Origin of the sequence: Streptomyces sp. NBC_00523 (genome assembly GCF_036346615.1) — a bacterium.
Lineage (GTDB): Bacteria > Actinomycetota > Actinomycetes > Streptomycetales > Streptomycetaceae > Streptomyces.
In genome coordinates this window covers 6736536-6759586 of record NZ_CP107836.1, presented here as the reverse complement: position 1 = coordinate 6759586, position 23051 = coordinate 6736536, and the positions used below count along the sequence as shown (strand labels likewise).

The 23051-nt window shown below is 72.6% G+C and carries 23 protein-coding genes; 9 read left to right on the top strand and 14 right to left on the bottom strand.

Features of this window, described 5'->3' with window-relative positions:
- Positions 1-28: 28 nt before the first annotated feature.
- A complete protein-coding gene (locus OHS17_RS30500; protein ID WP_073861875.1) occupies positions 29-913 on the top strand; it encodes a LysR family transcriptional regulator in 885 nt (294 codons plus the stop codon).
- 131 nt (positions 914-1044) lie between these two features.
- On the opposite strand, the gene OHS17_RS30495 is transcribed toward OHS17_RS30500, so the two are convergent.
- Positions 1045-3219 (bottom strand): putative bifunctional diguanylate cyclase/phosphodiesterase, encoded by a 2175-nt coding sequence (locus OHS17_RS30495; protein WP_330314768.1) that lies wholly within the window; start codon positions 3217-3219, stop codon positions 1045-1047.
- Positions 3216-4034 (bottom strand): SAM-dependent methyltransferase, encoded by an 819-nt coding sequence (locus tag OHS17_RS30490; protein ID WP_330314767.1) that lies wholly within the window; start codon positions 4032-4034, stop codon positions 3216-3218. Before OHS17_RS30490 ends, OHS17_RS30495 begins: the two co-directional genes overlap by 4 nt.
- 570 nt (positions 4035-4604) lie before the next feature.
- Between OHS17_RS30490 and OHS17_RS30485 the strand changes: the two genes are divergently transcribed.
- From OHS17_RS30485 to OHS17_RS30475, 3 genes are all read left to right on the top strand, one after another.
- Positions 4605-5141 carry a hypothetical protein gene (locus OHS17_RS30485; protein ID WP_330314766.1) on the top strand — a complete coding sequence of 179 codons (537 nt, stop codon included), beginning with the start codon at positions 4605-4607 and terminating at the stop codon, positions 5139-5141.
- 15 nt (positions 5142-5156) lie between these two features.
- On the top strand, positions 5157-5924 hold the full coding sequence (locus tag OHS17_RS30480; RefSeq protein ID WP_330314765.1) for a bestrophin-like domain: 768 nt from the start codon (positions 5157-5159) through the stop codon (positions 5922-5924).
- 163 nt (positions 5925-6087) lie between these two features.
- Complete coding sequence (locus tag OHS17_RS30475; RefSeq protein ID WP_330314764.1) at positions 6088-6642, top strand: hypothetical protein; 555 nt, start codon at positions 6088-6090, stop codon at positions 6640-6642.
- A gap of 94 nt (positions 6643-6736) precedes the next feature.
- Here OHS17_RS30475 and OHS17_RS30470 read toward each other — a convergent pair whose 3' ends face one another.
- On the bottom strand, positions 6737-7417 hold the full coding sequence (locus tag OHS17_RS30470) for a hypothetical protein (protein WP_330314763.1): 681 nt from the start codon (positions 7415-7417) through the stop codon (positions 6737-6739).
- A gap of 313 nt (positions 7418-7730) precedes the next feature.
- Between OHS17_RS30470 and OHS17_RS30465 the strand changes: the two genes are divergently transcribed.
- A complete protein-coding gene (locus OHS17_RS30465) occupies positions 7731-8390 on the top strand; it encodes a class F sortase (RefSeq protein ID WP_330314762.1) in 660 nt (219 codons plus the stop codon).
- A 10-nt stretch (positions 8391-8400) separates the two neighbouring features.
- Here the strand turns inward: OHS17_RS30465 and OHS17_RS30460 are convergent, their stop codons facing one another.
- On the bottom strand, positions 8401-9243 hold the full coding sequence (locus OHS17_RS30460; RefSeq protein ID WP_330314761.1) for a polysaccharide deacetylase family protein: 843 nt from the start codon (positions 9241-9243) through the stop codon (positions 8401-8403).
- A 163-nt stretch (positions 9244-9406) separates the two neighbouring features.
- Between OHS17_RS30460 and OHS17_RS30455 the strand changes: the two genes are divergently transcribed.
- From OHS17_RS30455 to OHS17_RS30440, 4 genes are all read left to right on the top strand, one after another.
- Entirely contained in the window at positions 9407-9868 is a 462-nt protein-coding gene (locus OHS17_RS30455; RefSeq protein WP_026171102.1) for a universal stress protein, read from the top strand.
- A gap of 184 nt (positions 9869-10052) precedes the next feature.
- On the top strand, positions 10053-10610 hold the full coding sequence (locus OHS17_RS30450) for a sigma-70 family RNA polymerase sigma factor (RefSeq protein ID WP_018099921.1): 558 nt from the start codon (positions 10053-10055) through the stop codon (positions 10608-10610).
- Positions 10611-10743: 133 nt separating this feature from the next.
- A complete protein-coding gene (locus OHS17_RS30445) occupies positions 10744-11250 on the top strand; it encodes a hypothetical protein (RefSeq protein WP_330314760.1) in 507 nt (168 codons plus the stop codon).
- Positions 11251-11371: 121 nt separating this feature from the next.
- Positions 11372-12325, top strand: coding sequence for an IS481 family transposase (locus OHS17_RS30440; RefSeq protein WP_330314759.1), 954 nt, complete (start codon positions 11372-11374; stop codon positions 12323-12325).
- Positions 12326-12354: 29 nt separating this feature from the next.
- Here OHS17_RS30440 and OHS17_RS30435 read toward each other — a convergent pair whose 3' ends face one another.
- The 10 genes from OHS17_RS30435 to OHS17_RS30390 all read right to left on the bottom strand — a co-directional run bounded on the left by OHS17_RS30435 (position 12355) and on the right by OHS17_RS30390 (position 23002).
- Complete coding sequence (locus tag OHS17_RS30435) at positions 12355-13545, bottom strand: sensor histidine kinase (protein WP_330314758.1); 1191 nt, start codon at positions 13543-13545, stop codon at positions 12355-12357.
- Positions 13542-15023: a sodium/solute symporter gene (locus OHS17_RS30430; protein WP_330314757.1), complete on the bottom strand. Its 1482-nt coding sequence runs from the start codon at positions 15021-15023 to the stop codon at positions 13542-13544. The genes OHS17_RS30435 and OHS17_RS30430 overlap by 4 nt, the downstream gene beginning before the upstream one ends.
- Positions 15020-15382, bottom strand: coding sequence for a hypothetical protein (locus OHS17_RS30425; RefSeq protein WP_051083887.1), 363 nt, complete (start codon positions 15380-15382; stop codon positions 15020-15022). Before OHS17_RS30425 ends, OHS17_RS30430 begins: the two co-directional genes overlap by 4 nt.
- Positions 15383-15446: 64 nt before the next feature.
- A complete protein-coding gene (locus OHS17_RS30420; RefSeq protein WP_330314756.1) occupies positions 15447-16202 on the bottom strand; it encodes a LytR/AlgR family response regulator transcription factor in 756 nt (251 codons plus the stop codon).
- A 37-nt stretch (positions 16203-16239) separates the two neighbouring features.
- A complete protein-coding gene (locus OHS17_RS30415; protein ID WP_330314755.1) occupies positions 16240-17100 on the bottom strand; it encodes an Fpg/Nei family DNA glycosylase in 861 nt (286 codons plus the stop codon).
- A 33-nt stretch (positions 17101-17133) separates the two neighbouring features.
- A complete protein-coding gene (locus tag OHS17_RS30410) occupies positions 17134-17991 on the bottom strand; it encodes an amidohydrolase family protein (RefSeq protein ID WP_330314754.1) in 858 nt (285 codons plus the stop codon).
- A 1-nt stretch (position 17992) separates the two neighbouring features.
- The gene (locus OHS17_RS30405) at positions 17993-18304 is read right to left on the bottom strand and encodes an L-rhamnose mutarotase (RefSeq protein WP_330314753.1); all 312 of its coding nucleotides are present in this window, start codon (positions 18302-18304) and stop codon (positions 17993-17995) included.
- Position 18305: 1 nt separating this feature from the next.
- A complete protein-coding gene (locus tag OHS17_RS30400) occupies positions 18306-19289 on the bottom strand; it encodes an aldo/keto reductase (RefSeq protein WP_330315399.1) in 984 nt (327 codons plus the stop codon).
- A gap of 117 nt (positions 19290-19406) precedes the next feature.
- On the bottom strand, positions 19407-20786 hold the full coding sequence (locus tag OHS17_RS30395) for a wax ester/triacylglycerol synthase family O-acyltransferase (protein WP_330314752.1): 1380 nt from the start codon (positions 20784-20786) through the stop codon (positions 19407-19409).
- Between the two features lie 149 nt (positions 20787-20935).
- Positions 20936-23002 carry a SpoIIE family protein phosphatase gene (locus OHS17_RS30390; RefSeq protein ID WP_330314751.1) on the bottom strand — a complete coding sequence of 689 codons (2067 nt, stop codon included), beginning with the start codon at positions 23000-23002 and terminating at the stop codon, positions 20936-20938.
- Positions 23003-23051: the final 49 nt, after the last annotated feature.

The window sequence follows — 23051 nt, the reverse complement described above, 5'->3', positions numbered from 1 at the left end:
TTCCTATGAAGCCGGGTAGCGTGGGGTGATGCAGTTCCAACAGCTCACCTATTTCGTGGCCGTCGCCGAGGCCCGGCACTTCACCCGGGCCGCCGAGGAGGTGCACGTCTCGCAGCCCTCGCTCTCCCAGCAGATCCGGGCCCTGGAGAACGAGCTGGGCGCCGAGCTGTTCAGCCGGGCACGCGGCAACATCACGTTGACGGACGCGGGCGAGGCACTGCTCCCGCTGGCCCGGCGCATCCTGGCCGACGCCGACACGGCGCGCCACGAGGTGCAGGAGCTGGCGCAGCTGCGCCGGGGCCGGGTGAGGCTGGGGGCGACGCCCAGCGTGTGCACGGGCCTGCTGCCGGAGGTGCTGCGCGCCTTCCACGACCTGCATCCGGGCATCCAGCTGCTGCTGGAGGAGGGCGGTTCGCACGACCTCGTACGGGAGCTGGCGCGCGGGGCGCTGGATCTCGCCCTGGTGGTGCTGCCGCTGCCGGCCGCCTCACCGGCGCTGACCACGGTCGAGCTGCTTCAGGAGGACCTGGTGGTCGTCTCGTCGGCGCAGCGTCCCCGGCCGGGCCGGGGCGGGCGGGTCCGGATCGCGGATCTGGAGGGCGAGCCGCTGGTGATGTTCCGGCACGGCTACGACCTGCGGGAGCTGACGGTGGCCGCCTGCCGGGCGGAGGGCTTCGAGCCGTCGTTCACGGTGGAGGGCGGCGAGATGGACGCGGTGCTCGGCTTCGTCCGGGCGGGCCTGGGCATCGCGGTCGTCCCGCACATGGTCGCCGCCCGCTCCGGGGCCGACCTGCGGGCGACCCCGCTGGCCCGGCCCGGGCTGCGCCGCACCATCGCGCTGGCGCACCGCAGCGACGTGGCCCCGCCGCGCGCGGCCCGCGAGCTCCAGCGGGTCCTGCTGGGGCCTGTCTGACCGTTCCCGTCGTCCGCCCGGCAGACGGGAACGGTCAGACAGGCCCAGGGGTCGGGCGGGCGCGGCGAGCCCCTGAGGCGTATCCGGGAAGTCCCGTCGTACGCCCGGAGGGGCCCCCGAGCCCGCCCGGCTCACACCGCGTCGGCCAGCAGCAGCGAGTGAATGCGGTCCGGGGCGCCAGGGCGGGCGTAGTACCAGCCCTGGGCCGTGTCGCAGCCCAGCTGCCTCAGCTGCTCGGCCTGGGCGCCCGTCTCCACGCCCTCCACGGTGACCGCCAGGTCGAGGCTGTGCGCGAGCGACACGATCCCCTCCACGATCTTCAGGTCGACCGGGTCCGCCGGATGGTGCTGCATCCCCTGAGTGAAGGACCGGTCGAGCTTCAGCACGCTCACCGGGAGCCTGCGCAGGTTCGCGAGGTTGGAGTAGCCGGTGCCGAAGTCGTCCAGCGCGATGTCGACGCCCATCTCGGCGAGCTGGCGCAGCGGCTTCAGCACGTCCTCGTCGGCCCCGATGAGCGCCGACTCGGTGACCTCCAGGCAGAGCGCGCCCGCTTCGAGCCCGGAGCGCTCCAGGACCTCGACGGTCTCCGCGACCAGCTGCGGGTGGTGCAGCTGGGCCGGTGAGAGGTTGACGTTGATCCGCAGCGGACCGCCGTCGGTGTGCCGCTCCTGCCAGAAGTTGGCCTGCCGGACCGATTCCTCCAGGACCCAGCGGCCGAGCGGCACGATGAGCCCGGTGTGCTCGGCCAGCGCGATGAACCGGTCGGGCCCCAGCACCCCGTGCTGCGGATGGCACCAGCGCACCAGGGCCTCGGCTCCGTGCACCGTACCGTCGCCGAGGTGCACCAGCGGCTGGTACTCGATGAAGAACTCGCCGCGTTCCAGGGCGGCCGGCAGGGCGGTGGTCAGGCCGTGCCGGGTGATGGCCCGGGCGTCCGCCTCCGCGTCGGCCAGCTCGAAGCGGTTGCCGCCCGCGGACTTGGCCCGGTACATGGTGATGTCGGCGCTGCGCAGCACCTCGGCGGCGCTGCGTTCCCCGGCGGGGCCCTCCACGACCCCGATCGAGCCGCGCACCGTCAGCTCGCGTCCGTCCAGCCGGATGGGCGTGGAGAGGACGCTGAGGATGCGGCAGGCGAGTTCGTCCACCTCGGCCGGGCTGTCGAAGCTCGTCGTGAGCGCCACGAACTCGTCGCCGCCGAGCCTGGCGACCATCTCGCCTGAGGCGGTCGCGCAGCTCTGGAGGCGGTCCGCGACCTCCACGAGCAGCCGGTCCCCCGCGGCGTGGCCCAGGCTGTCGTTGATCGCCTTGAAGCCGTCCAGGTCCAGGTAGCAGAGGCCGAAACGGCTGCCGTCGCCCGCTGAGAGCGCTTTCTCCAAGCGCTCGAAGAAGAGCGTGCGGTTGGGCAGGCCGGTGAGCGCGTCGTGCGTCGCCTCGTAGCGGAGGCGGAGGTTGAGCAGGCGGCGCTCGGTGGTGTCCTCCAGCAGCGCCAGCTGGTATTCGGGCCGGCCCTCGGAGTCGCGGAGCAGCGACACCGTCAGGTTGGTCCACAGCACGGTGCCGTCGTTGCGGTAGTACGGCTTCTCGACCCGGTAGTGCTCGCGTTCGCCGCGTACCAGCTCGTTGTAGTACTTCCAGACCTGCGGGGAGTCCTCGGGGTGGACCCACTCGTTGACCCGGTGGCTCAGGACGTGGTTCTCCAGGCCGCCGAACATCCGGGTGAGGGTGTCGTTGACCTCCAGCACGTTGCCGTCGAGGTCGGCGATCCCGATGCCGATGGCCGCGTCCTTGAAGACGGCGCGGAAGCGTGCCTCGGTGGCGTGCAGGGCCTGTTCGGCGTGGGAGCGGGCGGCGAGCGCCGAGCGGGCGATGGCCTCCTGCTCGGCCAGCGTCCGTTCGCGCAGGGCCTGGGTGAAGCCGGCGGCCACCGCGTGCTGGATGCGGGCGCAGCGGGACCGGCTGTCCTCGGTGGTGAGGTCCACCGGTCCGTTGCTGCCGCAGTAGAGCACCAGGTACGAGTCCACGACGCCGAGCGTGGAGCTGAGCGCGTCGGGGTCGGTGCAGTGGGCGGCGACGAGTGCGCCGCCCACCTCGGTGGCCGCGGCCGGGTCGAACGGGCGGGCGTGCAGGGTCTCGCTGAGCGCACGGGCCAGCGGCAGCAGGTGCTGCTCGAACTCGGGCCGGGTCAGGGAGGTGGCCGTCGACGGGAAGATGGCGCGGCTCCAGATGGTGGCGAACCTCCGGAGCCGGTCCTCGGGGCCGTCGGGTGCCGCCTCCGGGGATCCGGACGGCTGGGCGGGAATGCTCACGCCTTGCGTCCCACTCCCGCGATGCCCGAGAAGGCGTATGGGTCCTCGTTCTCGGGGGCCGCGGCGTTCTCGGGGCGCCATTCCGGCATCGCGACGAGGCCGGGCTCGACCAGCTCGAAGCCGTCGAAGAAGTGGGCGACCTCCTCGCGGGTGCGCATGACCAGCGGGTTGCGGATGTTCCGGTACACGCCGACCGTGCCGCCCGCCTCCTCGCGGGGCAGCGGAATGCCCTCGTACGCGGCGTGGGTGACGACCAGGAGGCTGCCGGGCGCCAGCATGTCGCGGAGTGCGGCGACGGCGGCCCGCGGGTCGTCGGCGTCCTCGATGAAGTGGAGGACGGCCACGAGCAGCAGCGCCACGGGGCGGTCGAAGTCCAGGAGCTTGGCGACCTCGGGGCTGTCCCGGATCTCCTGGGGGCGGCGCAGGTCGGCCGAGGAGATCGTGGCGCCGGTATTGCCATCGAGGACGGCCTGGCTGTGCGCGACGGCGACCGGGTCGTGGTCGACGTAGGCGACCCTGGCGGCCGGATCGATCGCCTGGGCGACCTCGTGGACATTGCCGAAGGTGGGTATCCCGGAACCGATGTCGAGGAACTGGGTGACGCCCTCGCTCAGCGCGTAGCGCACCGCCCGCCGCATAAACGCCCGGTTCGCCTGCATCGCCTTGGGAAGTCCCGGCATGAACTCCATGGCCTTCCGGGCCGCTTCCCGGTCCACCTCGAAATTGTGCGAGCCGCCCAGATAGAAGTCATACATTCGGGACACGCTCGGCACCGAAATGTCTATGCCTTGCGGTGCCCAGGCGGGACGCTCCATCGATGTCTCCAACAAGTCGCCACGGCGATCCGGCCATGTCCATGGTCAGTGTGGACCAGAGGCTACTGATCGACCGCCAAGAGAGCGAGCGGAAACGGAAATTAGCCGTCCGTTATTGGTCACACTCTCATGGCATGTGCAACCGACTCGTCGCTGCCCGTCACATTCGCCGAACGAGAGGTATCAAATAGTTCACTCCCGGACTACTTTGGCACGTCAGTGAAGTCGGAGTCGGCGAAGGCCGGGCACCATGTCCCTTGAGCGCCTTGGACGTTGGCGTTCGGGGGCCGGAAGCGCTCGGGGCGCGAGGGGGGCGCCCGGGGACCGGCGGACCGGCGCGCGCCTCCCCGTCGCGACCCCAAGCCCGGGAATGCGCCGGGCCGGTGACACGGCCTTTGGCGGCATTCCCGCGGAGAGGGTCGACAATCGGCCATTTCCGGAGACCGGGGTCCGGCAGGCCCCTGTTCCATTTCACCGGCGCCAAACCCCGCGCGCCCCAGGTCCCCTCCATCAGGCGAATCCGCAGGGGGTCCGGCGTGCCGCCGCACGGCCCGGAACATGCTCCCGGTCGTGTACGGATCACTCTTCTGGCGGCTGGCCGCGGCGCTCGCGCTCACCTGGCTGCTGACCGCCCCCACCCCAGCGGCCGCGGACAGCTGCGCGTACGCGTCCATCGGGGACGGCGACGGCGGCACGGCCGTGGCCGTCAGCGGCGACGGCAGCTGTTTCGCCGGCCCGGTGCCGGAGCCCACACCGCCGCCCCCGCCGAAACCGAAGCCGCCGCCCCCGCCACCCCCGAAACCGGCACCACCACCACCGCCACCACCTCCTCCGCCGCCCCCGGCGCCCGAGCCCGTACCGGCACCGCCGCCACCACCTCCGCCCCCTCCCCCGCCGCCGGCCCCGAAGCCCGAGCCGAAGCCCAAGCCCAAGCCGAGCCCTTCGCCGTCCGTACGGCCCTCGCCTTCCGTCCACGTCGCCCTCCCCGCCTACCGCAAACCGGTGCGGAAGCCGCCGCAGCGTCACACCTCCCTGGTCACGCTCAGCTTGATGGTCACGGCCCCCGCGGTGTTCGCCGTCGCCGTGCTGCGCCCCCGTTCCCGATGAATCCCGGAGACGCCCATGTCGGAATGGCTCGTCCTCACGCTCGCCATGGTCGCGGCCACCGCCGTCGTCCTGACCATCGCCGTCCTCAGCAACCGCAGACTCCCGGAGGACGACGACCCGTCCGAAACCCCCGACGTCATCGAGTACATGACGATGATGATCGGAGTGATCTACGCGATCGTGCTGGGCCTCGCCATCGCAGGCGTCTGGGAGGGCCGGGGCGCCGCGCAGGAGTACGTACGCCAGGAGGCCCAGGCCCTGCACGAGGTGAGCGAACGCTCCGCCGTCTATCCGCAGGAGGTGCGCACCCGCATCCGGGCCGATGTGGACGCGTACGTGAGCTACGTGGTGCACGACGAGTGGCAGACCATGACGAAGCACGGGACGCTCGGCGACCGCGGTGCCGAACTGCTGGACCGGGTGCGCGACGACGTCACGGACTACCGGCCGAAGACGGACCACGAGGGGCAGGCGTACCAGCCGCTGGTCGACCAGGTGGCCGCCGCCGACGACGCCCGGAGCGCACGGGGGCAGAGTGCCGGCGCGACCATGCCGGGGGTGGTGTGGTTCGGGCTGGTCATCGGCGCCCTGGTGACCGTGGGACTGATCTTCACCCTGCAGATCCGCCGGACCTTCCGGGAACTCCTGCTCGCGGGGCTCTTCAGTGTGCTGATCGCCTTCCTCCTCTTCCTGATCTGGGACTTCGACGCACCGTTCGGACGGGGCTTCTCGGCCACCGCCGCCCCCTTCCTCGACCTCTTCCCGGGGGCGGCGGACGGGTAGCCGGGGCCGGTGCGCCGCCCGGGGGACAGCGGTGCCCCATTCGCCGGACCCCGATCGCGGGCGAAATGCACCACTTCTAGCGTGGGCGGCATTCGAGGTGCATTTCTGACACTTTGTGGAAATCCGTTCCGCAGCTGCTCCTCGGGGACCCGGAGGATTCACCATGCGCGCAATACGTGTCGCCCCCGTCGCTCTGCTCGGCGCCGCCGCACTCGCCCTGACCGGCCCGGCCGTGTCCGCGTACGCGGCGACCGCGGGCGGTCCGTCGGGCGGCGGGAACGGGTACACCGTGACGCCGTCGGTGGTCGCGCCCGGGGGCAAGGTCACCCTGGCGGCCCGGGGTTGCTCCACGACGGCCACGGCGTCCTCGGGGGTGTTCGACACCGTCACCATCCCGGTGAACGGCAGCGCCCAGGCCACCGTGGACTGGGATGCCAAGCCGGGCGCCGCCTACGAGGTGACGTTCATCTGCAACACCTCGCCCAGCTCCACGGCCAAGGTGAACCTCACCGTCAGCGCGGCCACGGGCACGCCCACCACGAGTTCGACCAGCACGGCGGCGGCCACGGCCTCGCCGGCCGGTGTGCAGGGCGGTCTGGGCGGCAGCATCGACAGCGTGAACTCCGGTGAGATCGTGGCGGGCACCGCGCTCGCCGTGGCCGCCGGGGCCGGTGTCGTGTTCTTCGTACGCCGCCGCAGGGAGAGCCGCTCGCACTGACCGGTACGAGCGGATGGGAAACGAGAGTCGCCCCGGGTCCTGACTGAGGACTCGGGGCGACTTCGTTATCGGTCCGGCGGGGGCGTCCTGACGGTCAGGCCGTCCCATGACCCGTCCTCCGGCGGCGCATGATGTACACGCCTCCGCCGAGGGCCGCCGAGGCGACGAGACCGGCGCCGACGCCCATCTCCGCCGGGGTCGCCGCCATCGAGCCGCCGAGCCCGCCCTGGGCGCCCCGGCTGTCGAGCACGGTGAAGCGGTGACCCGCCGTCCGGTCGGTGCCGTCGCACCGGACCGTCAGGTTGTACGTGCCGGGGGTCGCGTCGTCGAAGATGCGGACCCGGGCGTGGCCGACCCGGCCGGCCGAGAGCCGGGTGGTGCGGAAGGCGTTGGACGAGACGCTGCCGCCCCGGCCGCAGCCCTCGGCGCTGACCTGCATGGCCGCGCCCTGGTGCACGCGCTCGGGGTCGACGGTCACGTTGTTCGGGCCGTTGTTGCGCCCGTTGCCGTTGCCGTTGTTGTTCCCGTTGCCGTTGTTGTTGCCGTTCCCGTTGTTGTTGCCGTTGCCGTTGTTGTTGCCGTTCCCGTTGTTGTTGCCGTTGTTCCAGCCGCCCGGGTCGTTCCAGTCGTTCTGGTTGTTGCCGTTGTTCTGATTGTTGTTCTGGTTGTTGTTCTGGTTGTTCCCGACATCTCCGCCGGCGGTCGCCATCGGGGCGCCGGCCCCGAGGGCGGCGACGGCGGCCGCCGCGACCACCAGAGCGCGTGTAGCACGCATCGTTCCAACCTCCACCGGGAAGCGCCCCGGGGCTCTGTGCACCGGGATGGATCGACGAGAACGCCTCCCATGACGAACCCTCACCAGAACCTTGATCGGCCGCATTTCGGCGCTGCTCCGGACCGGTGATCCGACACGCCGTGCGAACACTCCGGAAGCTGACGGATGCCCAGGTCACGGGCCGTCAGAAGTTTTATCCGCGCGCTACTCCGATAAGCATCCGGGTGGCGGGCCGCCACCCGTTCGCCCTTCTCTGATCGCCGCCCGGTGGCACCGCGCCTAGCGTTCTGCTCGTCGCGACGAAGGGAGAACCATGGGCCGGGACAACTGGCGACCGGAACGGATCCGACACTCGCCGTGGGGCGCGCTCGCCCTGGCGATGCTCTCCGGTCTGGCACTCATGCGCAACGGGGCCGACCTCTCCCCCGGCCCCCCGCAGCCGGTCGCAGCCGCCTCCGTGGGCCACCAGAACAACGCCCCCGCCGCACCCGCCGCGGGCCCGGTCGTCAAGCCGCTCCCGTACGCCCCGGTCACCCGCGTGGCGATCCCCGACATCCAGGTCGACGCACCGGTCATCGACGTGAGTCTCGACCCGGACGGCTGGATCGAGACGCCGCCGCCGGAGGACCCCAACCTGGCGGGCTGGTACCAGAACGGCGTCTCCCCCGGTCAGGCCGGCACCTCCGTCATCGTCGGCCACGTCGACAACAAGGCGGGGCCCGCCGTCTTCTACGGGCTCGGCTCGCTGAAGAAGGGGGACCACATCGAGATCGACCGCAGCGACGACCGGGTGGCGGTCTTCGAGGTGTACGGCGTCGAGGTCTTCGCCAAGAACGACTTCCCCGGCGCCCGGGTGTACGGCGACACCGGGCAGCCGGAGCTGCGGGTCATCACCTGCGGCGGCGGCTACACCAAGGCCAACGGCTACGACGGCAACGTGGTGGTCTTCGCCCGCCTGGTGGAGACCCGCTGACCGTCGCCCGTCAGCGGCGTTGCGGCACCGTGAGCCGGTATCCGTCGTCCAGCAGCTCCGGCAGATACCGGCGGAGCGCCGCCACGCTCTGCGAGCGGTTTCCGCCCGCGTCGTGCGAGAGCACCACGACCCCGGCACCGGCGCCCTGTCTGACCCGGCGGACGATGGTGCCGGTGCCGGGCACGGTCCAGTCGAGGGTGTCCACGGTCCAGGCCATCGGTTCCATGCCCAGGGCGGCGCCGATCTCGAAGGAGTTGCGGTTCCAGGCACCGTAGGGCGCCCGGTACCAGAGCGGCGCCTCGCCGGTGATCTTCTCGATGACCTCGCTGGTACGCCCCAGCTCGTCGGTGACCCCGGCCCGGGAGAGCTTGGTGACCAGGGGGTGCGTCCACGAGTGGTTGCCCACGGTGTGCCCCTCGTCGGAGATCCGGCGGACCAGGTCGCGGTTGTCGTTCGCCATCTCCCCGCACAGGAAGAACATCGCCCGTACGTCGTGCGCGCGCAGCGTGTCCAGGATGTGCGGGGTGTACAGCGGGTCGGGGCCGTCGTCGAAGGACAGCACCATGGCGTTCCCGATGTCGGGCAGCTGCTCGAACGGCCGGGTGCGGACCGGTGGTGCGGCGGGGCGGTAGCGGGGCGGTGCCTGTCCGGTCATGGGCCGCAGCCGGTAGGCGAGCGGCCCACCGCGGAAGACGGCGGCCGGGGCTCCCGCCGCCCCCGTGACGGGGGCCGCCGACCGGGGCGGGGAGGTGACGGGGTCCGTGGCGACGAGCGCCACGGCGGTGGCGGTTCCCAGCCCTGCGGCCAGTCGCAGGACCGTTCTCCGCGAGGGCAGCCTGTGCTCACTCTTCATCCCCCACTGCTCGCACGCCCGTCCCGCGGCCCGTCTCAGCGACACCGGCCGCCGGGGTTTTTGCACCCGGATGGCGGGAAAGCCCCGACGGCCGAGGTGAGCGGGGCGCGGTCGCCGGGAGCCCGGGCCCGAAGCCCCGGGGCGAGCCGATAGCCTCACTGCCGTGACAGATCAGCACTCCCACCAGTTCGAACGTGGCACAGACGGACCGAAGGTGATCGTCGCGGGCCTCGACGGTTCCGAGTCGTCCATGCGCGCGGCGGCCTACGCGGCCGGGCTCGCGCGCCGGCAGCGGGCCATGCTGGCGCTGGTGTACGTCCAGCCGGTGCTGGCGGCGGGCGCGGCGCTCGGGGCTCCGGTCGGCGACGCGACCGCCGAGGTGGCCGAGGGGCTGGTGGAGGAGATCCGGCAGTCGACGGCCCGGATGAAGGACATATGGGATGTCCGCTGGGAGTTCCACACCTTCCGGGGCGACCCGTACAACGGTCTGGTGACCGCCGCCGACGAACTCAAGGCGGACGCCGTGGTGGTGGGGGCCTCGGAGTCGGCGGGGCACCGCTTCATCGGTTCGGTGGCCGTACGCCTGGTCAAGGCGGGCCGCTGGCCGGTCACCGTGGTGCCGTAGTCACGCCCGTCCGTGGTGCCGTGAGCCCCGCCCGGGGTGCCGCCCGACCGTTCACCGCACCATTCGCCGCTCTGAGCGACCGCTCGTCGCACGGGGCGGCGTTTGTCCTGTTCCCCGTGGCCTGAATGCGCTCGTATACGCCAGGTCGGCAACGAGGCGGACCTTGGCGGGAAGGGCGTTCACCATGACCACGACGAAGACCGATGAGCGGGCGCTCGCGGAACTCCAGCGTGACCACGGCCCCGCCCTGTTCCACTTCCTGCTCGGGCTGACCTTCGGTGACCGGCAGCGGGCCGAGGACCTGCTCCAGGAGACGCTGGTGCGGGCCTGGCAGCACCCGGAGGCGTTCGACGGACCGTACGAGTCGATGCGGCCCTGGCTCTTCACGGTGGCCCGCCGACTGGCGATCGACGCCCGGCGCTCCCGGCTGGCCCGGCCGGCCGAGGTCAGTGACGCCGGTCTGGAGTGCGCGCCGGCGGGGGCCGACACGGCGGAGTCCGCGGTCGCGGCGCTCGATGTGCGCGAGGCGGTCCGCGCCCTGAGCCCGGAGCACCGGTCGGTGCTGGTGCAGATCTACTTCCGCGGGCTGAGCGTGGGCGAGACGGCCGAGGTGCTCGGGATACCGGCGGGCACGGTCAAGTCGCGTTCGCATTACGCGCTGCGGCTGCTCTCCCGTAACCTCCCCGGCTACACGCGCCGCCCTTCGCAGGGACGGACGGTCGTCGGCAGCTCGTGCCTGTGACGCATCCGGTACGGCGGATCCTGCATTTCCGGCCACGCGGGGCGCGCTCCCCCGGTTCAATGCTGCGTGGGCGACCGGCCGGGCGGCCCGCCGGCCGTACGGGCCCGAAACCGAGGGAATGGGGCGATACGGGATGCCTCCGGAACGTCATGAGGGGTCCGGCGCGGGCGAGCTGCCGGTCCCGATGGCCTGGATGTACGCGGAGTACCTGGCCGACGAACTGCTGCGCACCGGCGACCTGATGGAGCCGGCGACGCTGGAGTTCCGGGCGGGGCGGGACGCGCTGGCGCTGACCATCTTCCTGCTGGACGGTGCGGTGGCCGGGGCGCTGCCGGCCGCGCGGGTGGACGAGCTGCGGCTGCTCACCGCGTCCGGGACTCCGTGGCGCCACTGGGTGCGCACCCGGCTGGCCGCCCCGGTGGCGGGCGGCACCGAAGCGGATCTGGCGCTGGCCCGGTCGGCCTGGCGGTGGCTGGAGGAGACCGAGCTGCTGGCCGCCGATCTGGAGGCCATCGGCCCGCTGCCGCCCTGGGAGCCGGTGGAGGGCGCGGCACAGGCCCCGGAGGAGGAGGCGCAGGTGTGGACCCCGGCCTGGCAGCTGGGCCTGCCGCTGGGGCACCTCGCGGTGCACCTGTACTAGGTGTTCTGTCCTGGGAGGTTGTGGACGGGTGAGCCAGGTCTCGGCTGAGGGATCTTGAAGCAGGTGAGGGCCTTCCGGTTCGGTGTGGATTGCGATGTCAACACCTGACCGAAAGGCCCTCGTGCCCCACCGTAATGCACCCCTGACCGAGACTGGACGCCTGCGCCTGGCCCGCTGTGTGGTCGAGGAGGGCTGGCCGCTGCGCCGAGCCGCCGAACGCTTCCAGGTCTCACCAACCACAGCCCAGCGCTGGGCCGGCCGCTACCGGCACCTCGGTGAAGCGGGCATGACCGACCGCTCCTCGCGTCCTCGTCACAGTCCCGGGCGGACCCCGACCCGCACCGAGCGGCGCATCATCAAAGTTCGTGTCCTACGGCGCTGGGGCCCGGCCCGCATCGCCCACCACCTGCGACTGGTGCCCTCGACCGTGCACCGGGTCCTCACCCGGTTCGGGCTCGCCCGTCTAACCCATCTGGACCGTGCGACCGGCCGGAACATACGCCGCTACGAACGCGAGAAGCCCGGCGAACTGGTGCACGTGGACATCAAGAAGCTCGGCAACATCCCCGACGGCGGCGGCCACAAGGTGCTGGGCCGCCAGGCCGGCCGCAAGACCCGCAAGAGCGCCGGCTACAGCTACATCCACACCGCCGTCGACGACCACTCCCGCCTCGCCTACAGCGAGATCCACACCAACGAGAAGAAGGAGACCGCCACCGCCTTCTGGCAGCGGGCCCACGCCTACTTCACCAGCGCAGGCATCACCGTCGAACGCGTCCTGACCGACAACGGCTCCTGCTACAAGTCCCACACCTGGCGCGACACCCTGGCAGCGGCCGGGATCACCCACAAGCGAACCCGCCCCTACCGGCCGCAGACCAACGGCAAGGTCGAACGCCTCAACCGCACCCTGCTCGACGAGTGGGCCTACGCCCGCCCCTACCAATCAGAGCAGGAACGACGCGACGCGTTCCCCGGCTGGCTGCACACCTACAATCACCACCGCGGACACACCGCGCTCGCAGGCAAGCCACCCGCCAGCCGCGTCCCCAACCTCACAGGGCAATACAACTAGGGCGGGGCGACCGCACCACGGCGCGCCACTCAGGACCCGTGGACCCCGGCCCGGTACTTCGGCAGCCGTACGGTGATCCGCATCCCGGCCCCGATGCCCGTCTCGATGACGAGCCCGTACTCGTCCCCGTACACCTGGCGGAGCCGTTCGTCCACGTTGAGCAGGCCGATGCCGGTGGATCTTCCGCCCTCGCCGCGCAGGATGTGGCGCAGCCGCTGGGGGTCCATGCCGGTGCCGTCGTCCTCGATGACGACCTCGGCCTCGGAGCCGGCGTCCAGGGCGCTGATGGTGATGCGGCTGGACGTGACGGCGCCTTCGAGGCCGTGTTTGACGGCGTTCTCCACGAGCGGCTGGAGGCAGAGGAAGGGCAGGGCGACGGGCAGGACCTCGGGGGCGACCTGGAGGGTGACGGAGAGCCGTTCGCCGAAGCGGGCCCGGACCAGGGCGAGGTACTGGTCGATGGAGTGCAGCTCGTCCGCGAGGGTCGTGAAGTCGCCGTGGCTGCGGAACGAGTAGCGCGTGAAGTCCGCGAATTCGAGGAGTAGTTCGCGGGCCTGCTCCGGGTCGGTGCGGACGAAGGACGCGATGGCGGCCAGGGAGTTGAAGATGAAGTGCGGGGAGATCTGGGCGCGCAGGGCCCTGATCTCGGCCTCGATGAGCTGGGTGCGGGAGCGGTCGAGCTCGGCCAGTTCCAGCTGGACGCAGACCCAGCGGGCGACCTCGCCCGCCGCCCGGGCCAGGACGGCCGACTCGCGCGGGGCGTAGGCGACGAGGGTGCCGAGGACGCGGTGGTCGACGGTCAGCGGCACGGCGACGGCCCACTTCAGCGGGCAGTCCAGGTCGTCGCAGTCGCTGCGGAAGGCGGTGTCGCGGCCGGTCTCCAGGACGCCCGCGACCTGCTCCATGACGTCCCGGCCGTGGTGGTCGCCCTCGCCGTCCCAGACGAGGACCCCGTCGCGGTCGGTGAGGCACAGCGCTTCGGTGCCGAGCAGCGAGCGCAGCCGGCGCGCCGACCGGCGGGCGCTGTCCTCGGTGAGCCCGGCGCGGAGCGGGGGCGCGGCCAGGGACGCGGTGTGCAGGGTCTCGAAGGTGGCGTGCTCGACGGGCGTGCCGACGTCGCTGGTGCGCAGCGGCCGGGCGGTGCGGCGGCCGAGCAGGAGGCCCCCGCCGAACAGCAGGAGGGCGAGCACGACGATGACGGCGTATCCGGCCCCGGTCACCGGTGCCTCCCGGTGGTGAGCGCTTCGGGCAGGTGGAAGCGGGTCATGGCGGCGTTGGTGCCGGGCGGTATCCGGCTCGGCGTGGCGAGCGAGACCAGGATCATGGCGAGGAAGCCGACGGGCACGGACCAGACGGCGGGCCAGGCGAGCAGGGCGTGCGGCCAGCCGGGCGGGCGGACCGCGCCGCTGACCGTGATGGCGACGGAGAGCAGCGCGGATCCGCCGCCGAGCAGGAGCCCGGCCACCGCCCCGGGCGGGGTGAGCCGGCGCCACCAGATGCCGAGGACGAGCAGCGGGCAGAAGGAGGACGCGGAGACGGCGAAGGCCATGCCCACGGAGTCGGCGACGGGGACCCGGCTGACCATCAGCGAGCCGGCCAGCGGCACGGAGATGGCGAGGACGGTGGCCAGCCGGAAGTGCCGCACCCCGCGCGAGGGCAGCACGTCCTGGGTGATGACCCCGGCGACGGCCATGGTGAGCCCGGACGCGGTGGAGAGGAACGCGGCGAACGCGCCGCCCGCGACGAGCGCCCCGAGCAGATCGCCGCCGAGTCCGCCGATGACGCGGCCGGGCAGCAGGAGCACGGCGGCGTCCGCGTCACCGCCGTGGATCAGCTCGGGGGCGTACAGGCGGCCCAGCGCGCCGTAGACGGGCGGCAGGAGGTAGAAGACGCCGATGAGGGCGAGGACGGCGACGGTGGTGCGGCGGGCGTCGCGACCGTTGGGGCTGGTGTAGAAGCGGACGACGACGTGCGGGAGGCCCATGGTGCCGAGGAAGGTGGCGACGATGAGGCCGTAGGTCGCGTACAGCGGGTGGTCGGCGCGGAACGCGGAGAGGTGTGCGTCGAAGGTGATGCGGGGCTGTCCGTCGCCCTGCCAGGCCAGCACCAGGAAGATCGCGGGGACGAGGAGCGCGGTCAGCTTCAGCCAGTACTGGAAGACCTGGACGAAGGTGATCGAGCGCATGCCCCCGGCGGCGACGGCGAGCACGACGACGGAGGCGACGAGCACGTCGCCGAGCCAGCCGGGCGCCCCGGTGAGGATCTTGAGGGTGAGTCCGGCGCCCTGGAGCTGGGGCACCAGGTAGAGCCAGCCGGCGCCGACGACGAGGACGCTGACGAGTCTGCGTACCTGCCGGGATTCCAGTCTCCCTTCGGCGAAGTCGGGCAGGGTGTACGCCCCCGAGCGGCGCAGCGGGGCGGCGACGAAGACCAGCAGGACGAGATAGCCGGCGGTGTAGCCGACCGGGTACCAGAGCATGTCGGGACCGTGGACGAGGACCAGGCCCGCGATGCCGAGGAAGGAGGCGGCGGAGAGGTATTCACCGCTGATGGCGGCCGCGTTGAGCCGGGGGCGCACGGTGCGCGAGGCCACGTAGAAGTCGGAGGTGGTGCGGGAGATCCGCAGCCCGAAGCCGCCGACGAGGACGGTGGCCAGGACGACGACGGCGACGGCCGCCACCGCGTACGTACGGCTCACGGGGCGGAGCGGCCTTCCACGAGCCGGGCGAAGTCGCTCTCGTTGCGCTCGGCACGGCGCACGTACCACCAGGCGAGCAGGGTGAGCGGCGGGTAGGCGGCGAAGCCCAGGACCGCCCAGACGACGGCGGAGCTGTGCAGGGCCTCGAAGACGAGGGGCAGGGTGCCCACGACGGCGGCGAGGACGGCGAAGGCGGTGAGTCCGGCCCGCAACTGTCCCCGCATCAGCGAGCGGACGTAGGCGCCGCCGAGCGCGGTCTGCTCTTCGATCTCCGACTGGGTGCGGTAGCGGGGCAGCGGGCGCACCCGCCGGGGCTCCCCCGTCACCACTTCGCGCCGGGGTGTGGGCTCTGCGGACATGGGGCCGGAGTGTAGGCGGCACCCGGCCCCGCTGGGAAGGGGTTCGGAGGCCGGTAGCCGCTGGTCAGCGGCCGGTCCGCCTCATCAGCAGGTCGCGCAGGGCGCGGGTGTGGCGGCGGCTGACGGCCAGTTCCGCGGTGCCGATGCGGACGCTCATGCTGCCGGCGTCCAGGCGCAGTTCGTCGATCCGGCCGAGGGCCACGAGGTGGCGGCGGTGGATGCGGACGAAGCCGCGGGTGCGCCAGCGCTCCTCCAGGGTGGTGAGGGGGACGCGGACCAGGTGGCTGCCGTGGGCGGTGTGCAGCCGGGCGTAGTCGCCCTGGGCCTCGGCGTAGGTGATGTCATCGATCGGGACGAAGCGGATGACGCCGCCCAGTTCGACGGCTATCTGGTCCTGCGCGGTGTCGTGGACGGCGGGGGCCGAACGGTCCTGGACCTGCTCGGCGACGCGTCGTACGGCCTCGGCGAGGCGCTCGCGGCGGACCGGTTTGAGGACGTAGTCGACGGCCTTGAGGTCGAAGGCGTGCACGGCGAAGCCCTCGTGGGCGGTGACGAAGACGATGAGCGGCGGCGCGGCGAAACCGGCGAGGAGCTGGGCGACGTCGAGCCCGGTGAGACCGGCCATGTGGATGTCGAGGAAGACCACGTCGATGGCGGTCGGGTCGTCGGGCCCCGCGTCGACGGCGCTCCCGATGCGGCGCAGCGCCTCGGTGGCCCCGGTGGCCCCCTCCGCGCTGCGGATGCGGGGGTCGGCGCGCAGGAGGTAGAGCAGTTCCTCCAGGGCGGGTTCTTCGTCGTCGACGGCGAGTACGCGGAGCATGAGGCCGGAGTGTAGGGCGTGCCCGCGCATCGCGCCCCTACTTGAGCAGCCGGGACAGGCGGCGGTCCGCGAGCGGTTTGCCGCCCGTCTGGCAGGTCGGGCAGTACTGGAGCGAGGAGTCGCTGAAGGAGACCTCGCGGATGGTGTCCCCGCAGACCGGGCACGCCTGGCCGGTGCGTCCGTGGACGCGCATCGCGCTCTTCTTCTCGGCCTTGAGGCGTCCGGCCTCGACGCCGCCGGACCGGGCGACGGCGTCCTCCAGGGTGGTGCGCATCGCCTCGTGGAGCCGGGTGATCTCGTCGTCGGTGAGGTGCGCGGTGAGCTTGAACGGCGACATCTTCGCGACGTGCAGGATCTCGTCGCTGTACGCGTTGCCGATACCGGCGATGAGCGACTGGTCGCGCAGGGCGCCCTTGATCTGGCGGCGTTCCCCGTCGAGCAGTGCGGCGAACGCGTCCCGGTCGAATTCCGGGCCGAGCGGATCGGGCCCGAGGCGGGCGATCCCGGGGACCTCGGCCGGGTCGTGCACGAGGTGGACAGCGAGGCGTTTGGTGGTGCCGGCCTCGGTGAGGTCGAAGCCGTCGCCGCCGGTGAGGACGGTACGCAGCGCCAGCGGGCCCTTGCCGGGGCGCGGCGGGGCCGCCGGGAAGGCGTCGTTCCAGCGGAGCCAGCCGGCCCGGGCGAGGTGGGTGACGAGGTGGAGCGGGCCGACGCCGATGTCGAGGAACTTGCCGTGCCGACGCACCTCGGTGACCGTGCCCCCGTGCAGGGCGGTGAGCGGCGGGTCGTACGTCTTGAGGACGCTGATCGCGAGCGGCAGGACGCGGTCGATCTCCTTGCCGACGAGATGGTCGTCCAGGAAGAGCCGCAGGGCTTCGACTTCCGGCAGTTCGGGCATGGTCCCAGCCTGCCGCAGCCGCGCCCGGGACGCCTACCGAAGGCCGTACACGCGTTCGGCGGTGGTGGCGAGCACGGCGGCCCGCTCGTCCTCGCTCAGGTCCTGGATCAGGGCGCGGGCGGTGTCCAGGACCTCGGTGTACGTGGCGGCGAGGCGGCACACCGGCCAGTCGGAGCCGAACATGAGCCGCCCGGGGCCGAAGGCCTCGATCACGGTCTCCGCGTACGGGCGCAGGCCGTCCGGCGTCCAGGTGTCCCAGTCCGCTTCGGTGACGAGTCCGGAGAGCTTGCAGACGGTGTTGGGGAGGGCGGCGAAGGCCCGCAGGTCGTCGGCCCAGGGCCGGATGCGCCCGGTGGCCACGGGCGGCTTCCCCGCGTGGTCGAGTACGAGGACGAGCCCCGGGAGCGCGGCGGCGGCCCGGGTCGCGGCGGGCAGCTGGTGCGGGAGGATAACCAGGTCGTGGACGAGCCCGGCGTCGGCCACGGCGGCCAGACCGCGCAGCACGTCGGGCCGGAGCAGCCACTCGGGGTCCGGTTCGCTCTGGACCTGGTGGCGCAGCCCGACGAGCCGGTCGCCCCCGGGGAGTTCGCGCAGGGCGGCCAGGGTGTCGGCGATGTCCGGGGCGGTGAGGTCGGTCCAGCCGACGACCCCGGCGACCAGCTTGCTGCGGTCGGCCAGCGCCAGGAACTCGGGCGTCTCCCCGGCCACGGTGACCGTCTGGACGAGGACGGTGGCGCTCACCCCGGCCGCGCGCGCCTCGGGCTCCAGGTCTTCGAGGGTGAAGTCGCGGCGGAGGGGGGCCAGCGCCTCGCCGGTGATCCAGTCCTGGTCGCGGACCGCGAGGTCCCACACATGGTGGTGGGCGTCCACGACACGGGGCCCGGCCGCCATCTCACAGCTCCCAGACGACGGGGAGCCCGGCCTCGGCGCCCTCGGCGGAGTAGTCGTGGACGACGTCGAGGAGGCCGTCCATCCGGGCCTGCCAGGTGACGTTGACGGGCAGCTGCTCCAACTCGGCGAGGAGGCGCGCGTAGTCGTCGCACTCGATGAGGTGGAAGAGGTCGGTGCCGCTGCGCCAGATCGTCCAGGAGCCCGCGCCAGCGGCCCGGATCGCCCGGGTCAGCTCCGGCGGGACCTCGCGGTGCGCGGCCTCGTACTCGGCGACGCGGTCGGCGCGGACCTTGGTGTGCAGGGCGATGCGCATGTCAGTGTCCGTTCCCGGGCAGCAGGCCCTGGTCGCGCAGGTCGTCCCAGAGGGCGCCGGGGATCTCCCGGCCGAGCTGTGCGGCGGCGTCGCGCACCTCGTCCGGGGAGCGGGTGCCGACGAGGACCCCGGCGACGGCGGGGTGGGTGAGCGGATAGTGCAGGGCGGCGGCGCGCAGCGGTACGCCGTGGGCCTCGGTGACGCCCTTCAGCCGGAGGGCGCGGTCCAGCAGACCGGCCGGGGCGGTGGCGTAGTCGTAGGTGGCGCCGGGGCGCGGGTCGGCGAGGAGGCCGGAGTTGAAGACCCCGCCGACGACGACGCTCCGGCCGCGCGCGGCGGCGGTCGGCAGCAGGTCGGTGAGGGCCGACTGGTCGAGGAGGGTGAACCGGCCGGCGCACAGGACCACGTCCACATCGGTGTCGCGGACGAAGCGGGTGAGCATCGCGGTCTGGTTCATCCCGGCGCCGATCGCCCCGACGACCCCTTCGGCGCGCAGCTTCTCGAGTTCCGGATACGCCTCGCGGAAGGCGGGTTCCGCGTGGTCGTCGGGGTCGTGGAGGTAGACGACGTCGATGCGGTCGAGGCCCAGGCGGTCGAGGCTTTCCTCGATGCTGCGGCGGACGCCGGCCGCGCTGAAGTCCCAGCGGCGGCGGTGCGTGGCGCGTACGGCGAAGCCCTCGGAGAGCCCGTCGGACGCGGCGGTCTCCTCGGGGGGCAGCGGATCGAGGACGCGGCCGACCTTGGTGGAGAGCGTGTACGCCTCGCGGGGGCGGTGGCGCAGGGCCTCCCCGAGGCGGCGTTCGGAGAGGCCGAGTCCGTAGTGCGGAGCGGTGTCGAAGTAGCGGATGCCCGCGTCCCAGGCAGCGTCGACGGCGGCCGCCGCCCGTTCCGGTTCCACTTCGCTGAAGAGGTTGCCGATGGCGGCCGCGCCGAAGGAGAGTTCGGTGATCTCGACCGCGCTGCCACCCAGCCTGCCGCGCCGCATCCTGTCGTCGCCCTCCCCGATGATCGCTGCCACACAGCGAATATTCATCGGATCACTTGGGCGCGTCAACCCGCTTGCAACCGCCAATTGCGGCGATCAGGAAGCGACCTGTCCGATCTATGCCGTGATCACCTCTGCGAGAAGCGCCTCAAGCTCCTCGTCGGCGCACCGCGCGAGACCGTCCAGTCCGGGCAGCGCCTTGCCGTCGCCCACGATCCCGATGTGGACGCGCGAGCCGTACGTCGTCAGCGCGACCGCCATCGACTGGCCCCGGGCCAGCGGTGCCATCGGGTACAGCGCGCTCAGCGGGCAGCCGGCCAGCGAGAGGCGCGAGCGCGGCAGGGGCACGCTGGTGACCAGGACGTCGAAGAGCATCCGGGCCGCGTTCCCGGCGAGCGGGGCGCCGAAACGGTGGGCCAGCGACGGCAGCTGATCGGCCAGCACCGCGACCGCCCCGGCGCCCCGCAGCGGGCCCGCCGACCTGTTCCGGTCCATCGCCTCGCGTACCGCGCGCAGCCGCTCCCGGGGGTCCGGCTCCGAGACGGGGAGGTCCAGGAGGTAGGCGGAGAGCCGGTTGCCGGTGGCAACCGTCGCGCCGCCCGGACGGCGGCGGGAGACCGGGACCAGGGCGCGCGGGTCGTCGCGCGGCGGGGTCTCGCCGCGCTCCAGCATCCAGCGCCGCAGCGCACCCGCCACGACGGCGAGCAGCACATCGTTGCCGGTGCCCCCGGTCACGCGGCGGACGCGCCGCACGGCGTCGAGGTCGAGGTCGGCCGTGGCGAGCCGCCGGGTCCCGCTGGAGCCGGCCCGGAGCATCGGTGCGCCGCGCGGATCGAGGCGGCCGGCCCGGACCAGCGAGGCGCCGACCCCGAAGGCGCGGCCCAGGTCCTCGATCCGGCCGAGGGCGAACCCGGCGACCTGGCGCGGGCCCGGCATCCAGGACCGGGGCGGCACCGGACGCGGCCGGGCGGAGGGGCGGGGGCGGGTCGTCGCGGAGGCGATCTCGTCGAAGATCCCGGCCCCGATGGTGACCGCGCGCATCCCGTCGGCGAGCGCGTGGTGGAGCTTGACGAGCACGGCGAACGGGCCGCCGTCCGGTCCGTCGATGAGGTACATCTCCCAGGGGGGGAGGCCCCGGCGGAGCGGCCGCTCCATCAGCTCCCCGGCGAGCCGGGTCGCGGCCGGCATGAAGCCCGCGCCGCCGGGCTCCGTCGCCTCGGCGGGCAGCCGGACGCGCCGGACGTGACGGTGGACGTCGAACTCCGGGTCGGTGGACCAGGCGGCGCCGCCGACAGGCAGCAGCACGTCGCGTACCCGCATGCGCAGCCGGGGAATCGCGGCGGCGCGCGCGCCGAGGAGACCGAGGAGCGCGTCGGGGCCGGGGGCGGCGCCGGGGGGCGGCGCGAAGACGGCGAGCGCGCCGAGGTGCATGGGGTGGGCAGCGGACTCGAGGTGCCAGAAGGCGAGATCGAGGGGTGCCAGTAGCTCAGTGCCCAACGGGTCCTCATGTCGTAGAAGACGGGAGACCGACCAGGTCGCAGTCAATCTCCGGTGGTCCATCACGGTCAAGTACAGACACGTTACGTTCAGTTACATTCCCATTGCGTGCAACTTCCCGGCCGGATGGGCGAGAACCGGTCGGCGGGTCATTCCCGTGGCGGAACGACGAATTCGCTCCAGACGCATTTGCCGGTGCCCCGGGATTCGACGCCCCAGGCGTCCGCGAGCTGGTCGACCAGCAGCAGGCCGCGTCCGGAGACCCCGGCCTCGCCGGCTTCCCGGCGGCGCGGCAGTGCGCTCGACCGGTCCTCGACGTCGACCCGGAGCCGCCGCTCAGGGCCGGTGAGGACCCGGATCGTGACGATCGCGCCGCCGTCGGTGTGCATCAGGGCGTTGGTGACCAGCTCGTCGGCGGCCAGCTCGACCTCGTCGGCCCGGTCCTTGGCGCCCCAGGCCCGGACCGCCGCGCGGATCATGTGGCGGGCCGAGCTGAGCGCCTCGGGGTCGTTCTGGCCCACGTGCTGCTGGAGCCGGCCGCCCGGCTGCGGGGCCTGGGCGGCCTTGCGGCGCAGGAGCAGCAGGGCCACGTCGTCCTCGCCGCCGCGCTCGTCCACGGAGGCGCAGAGGCGGTCGGCGAGCTGGCCGAGGTCCTGCGGGCCGTTGGTGATGAGGGCGGTGAGCCGCTGGGTGCCCTCGTCCAGATCGGCGCCCGGGAGTTCCACCAGCCCGTCGGTGAACAGCACCATGGTCTGGCCGGGGTCCAGCTCGACCGTGCCGACCGGGTATTCGAGCCGGCCGAACTCGGCGGAGAGCCCGAGCGGCAGCCCGCCCTCGGACGGCACCCTGCGGCAGCCGCCGTCGGCGTCGCGGACGAGCGGGTCGACGTGCCCGGCCCGGACCAGCTGGACCACGCCGGTGGTCAGGTCGGCCTCGGCGTAGGTGCAGGTCGCGAAGCGGTCGGTGTCGAGTTCGTGCAGGAAGACGGAGGCCCGCGCCATGACCGTGGCGGGACTGTGCCCCTCGGCGGCGTACGCGCGCAGCACGATGCGGAGCTGGCCCATCACGGCGGCCGCGTGGGTGTCGTGGCCCTGGACGTCCCCGATGACGGCGCCGACCCGGCCACCGGGCAGTGGGATGACGTCGTACCAGTCGCCGCCGATGTCCCGGCCGAGCCGGGCCGAGCGGTAGCGCACGGCGATCTGGGCGCCGGGCACGTCGGGGATCCGGCGCGGCAGCATGGCCTGCTGGAGCCCTTCGGCGAGGTCGTGCTCCTGTTCGTAGAGCATGGCGCGCTGGAGGCTCTGGGCGATGGAGCTGCCGAGGGCGAGGAGCAGGTTCCGCTCGTCGGCGGTGAAGCCGTCCTTGCCGCTGTAGAGGAGGCCGAGCGCGCCGATGGGGCGGGCCTGGGCGATCAGCGGGAGGTAGGCGGCGGAGGTGATGCCGAGGTGGCTGATGTGCGGCCACAGGACGGGGTAGGACGCGGCGAAGTCCTCGGCCGACTCGATGAAGCGGGGGCCGAGCGTGCGGACGACCTCGCTCATCGGGTACTGCTCGTCCGTCCGGGTGTACCGGGTGCCGGGCACGAACGACCCCTCGGGCCCGTCGGCCACCAGGTGGATGCGCCCGGCCTCGATGAGCCCCATGACCAGGCTGGTCGCGCCGAGCAGAGCCAGGCCCTCGGAGTTCTTCAGGACCTCGATGACGTCCTTGACGGTACGGGCGTGGGCCAGGGCCGCCGTGGTGGAGTCGACCAGGCTGGTGCGGCGGCGCAGCTCCTCGTCCAGCTCGCGGCGGGCGGCGGACTCGGCGAGCTCGGGGCCGGCCTCCCTGACGATGCCGATGATCCGGCGGGGGCGGCCGTCGTCGTCTCGGCGCACGAAGCCCTGGGTGTGCGCCCAGCGCAGGGTGCCGTCGCGCGACTGGAGGCGGAAGTACGCCCCGTAGTTGCTGCGGCCGCTCTTCAGCGCCTCCGAGACCATGGCGTCCAGCCGGACGCCCTCGTCGGGCGGCACGCGCAGCCCGAGCGTCTCGGGCCGGTTGTCGTATTCGTCGGCCCTCAGGTCGAACACCTCGAGGGCGGGCCGGTCCAAGTGCATGAGGCCGCTGTCGAGATCCCAGTCGAAGCTGCCCATTCGGTTCAGGGCGAGGCTGAGATCCGGGTGGGCGGGCCAGTCGTCCGGGAGTGACAGGGCACCCGCTACCCGATCGTCCATATGCGTCACTCTGCCACTATCTGTCCGATTCTTCGACCGAACCGTCCAT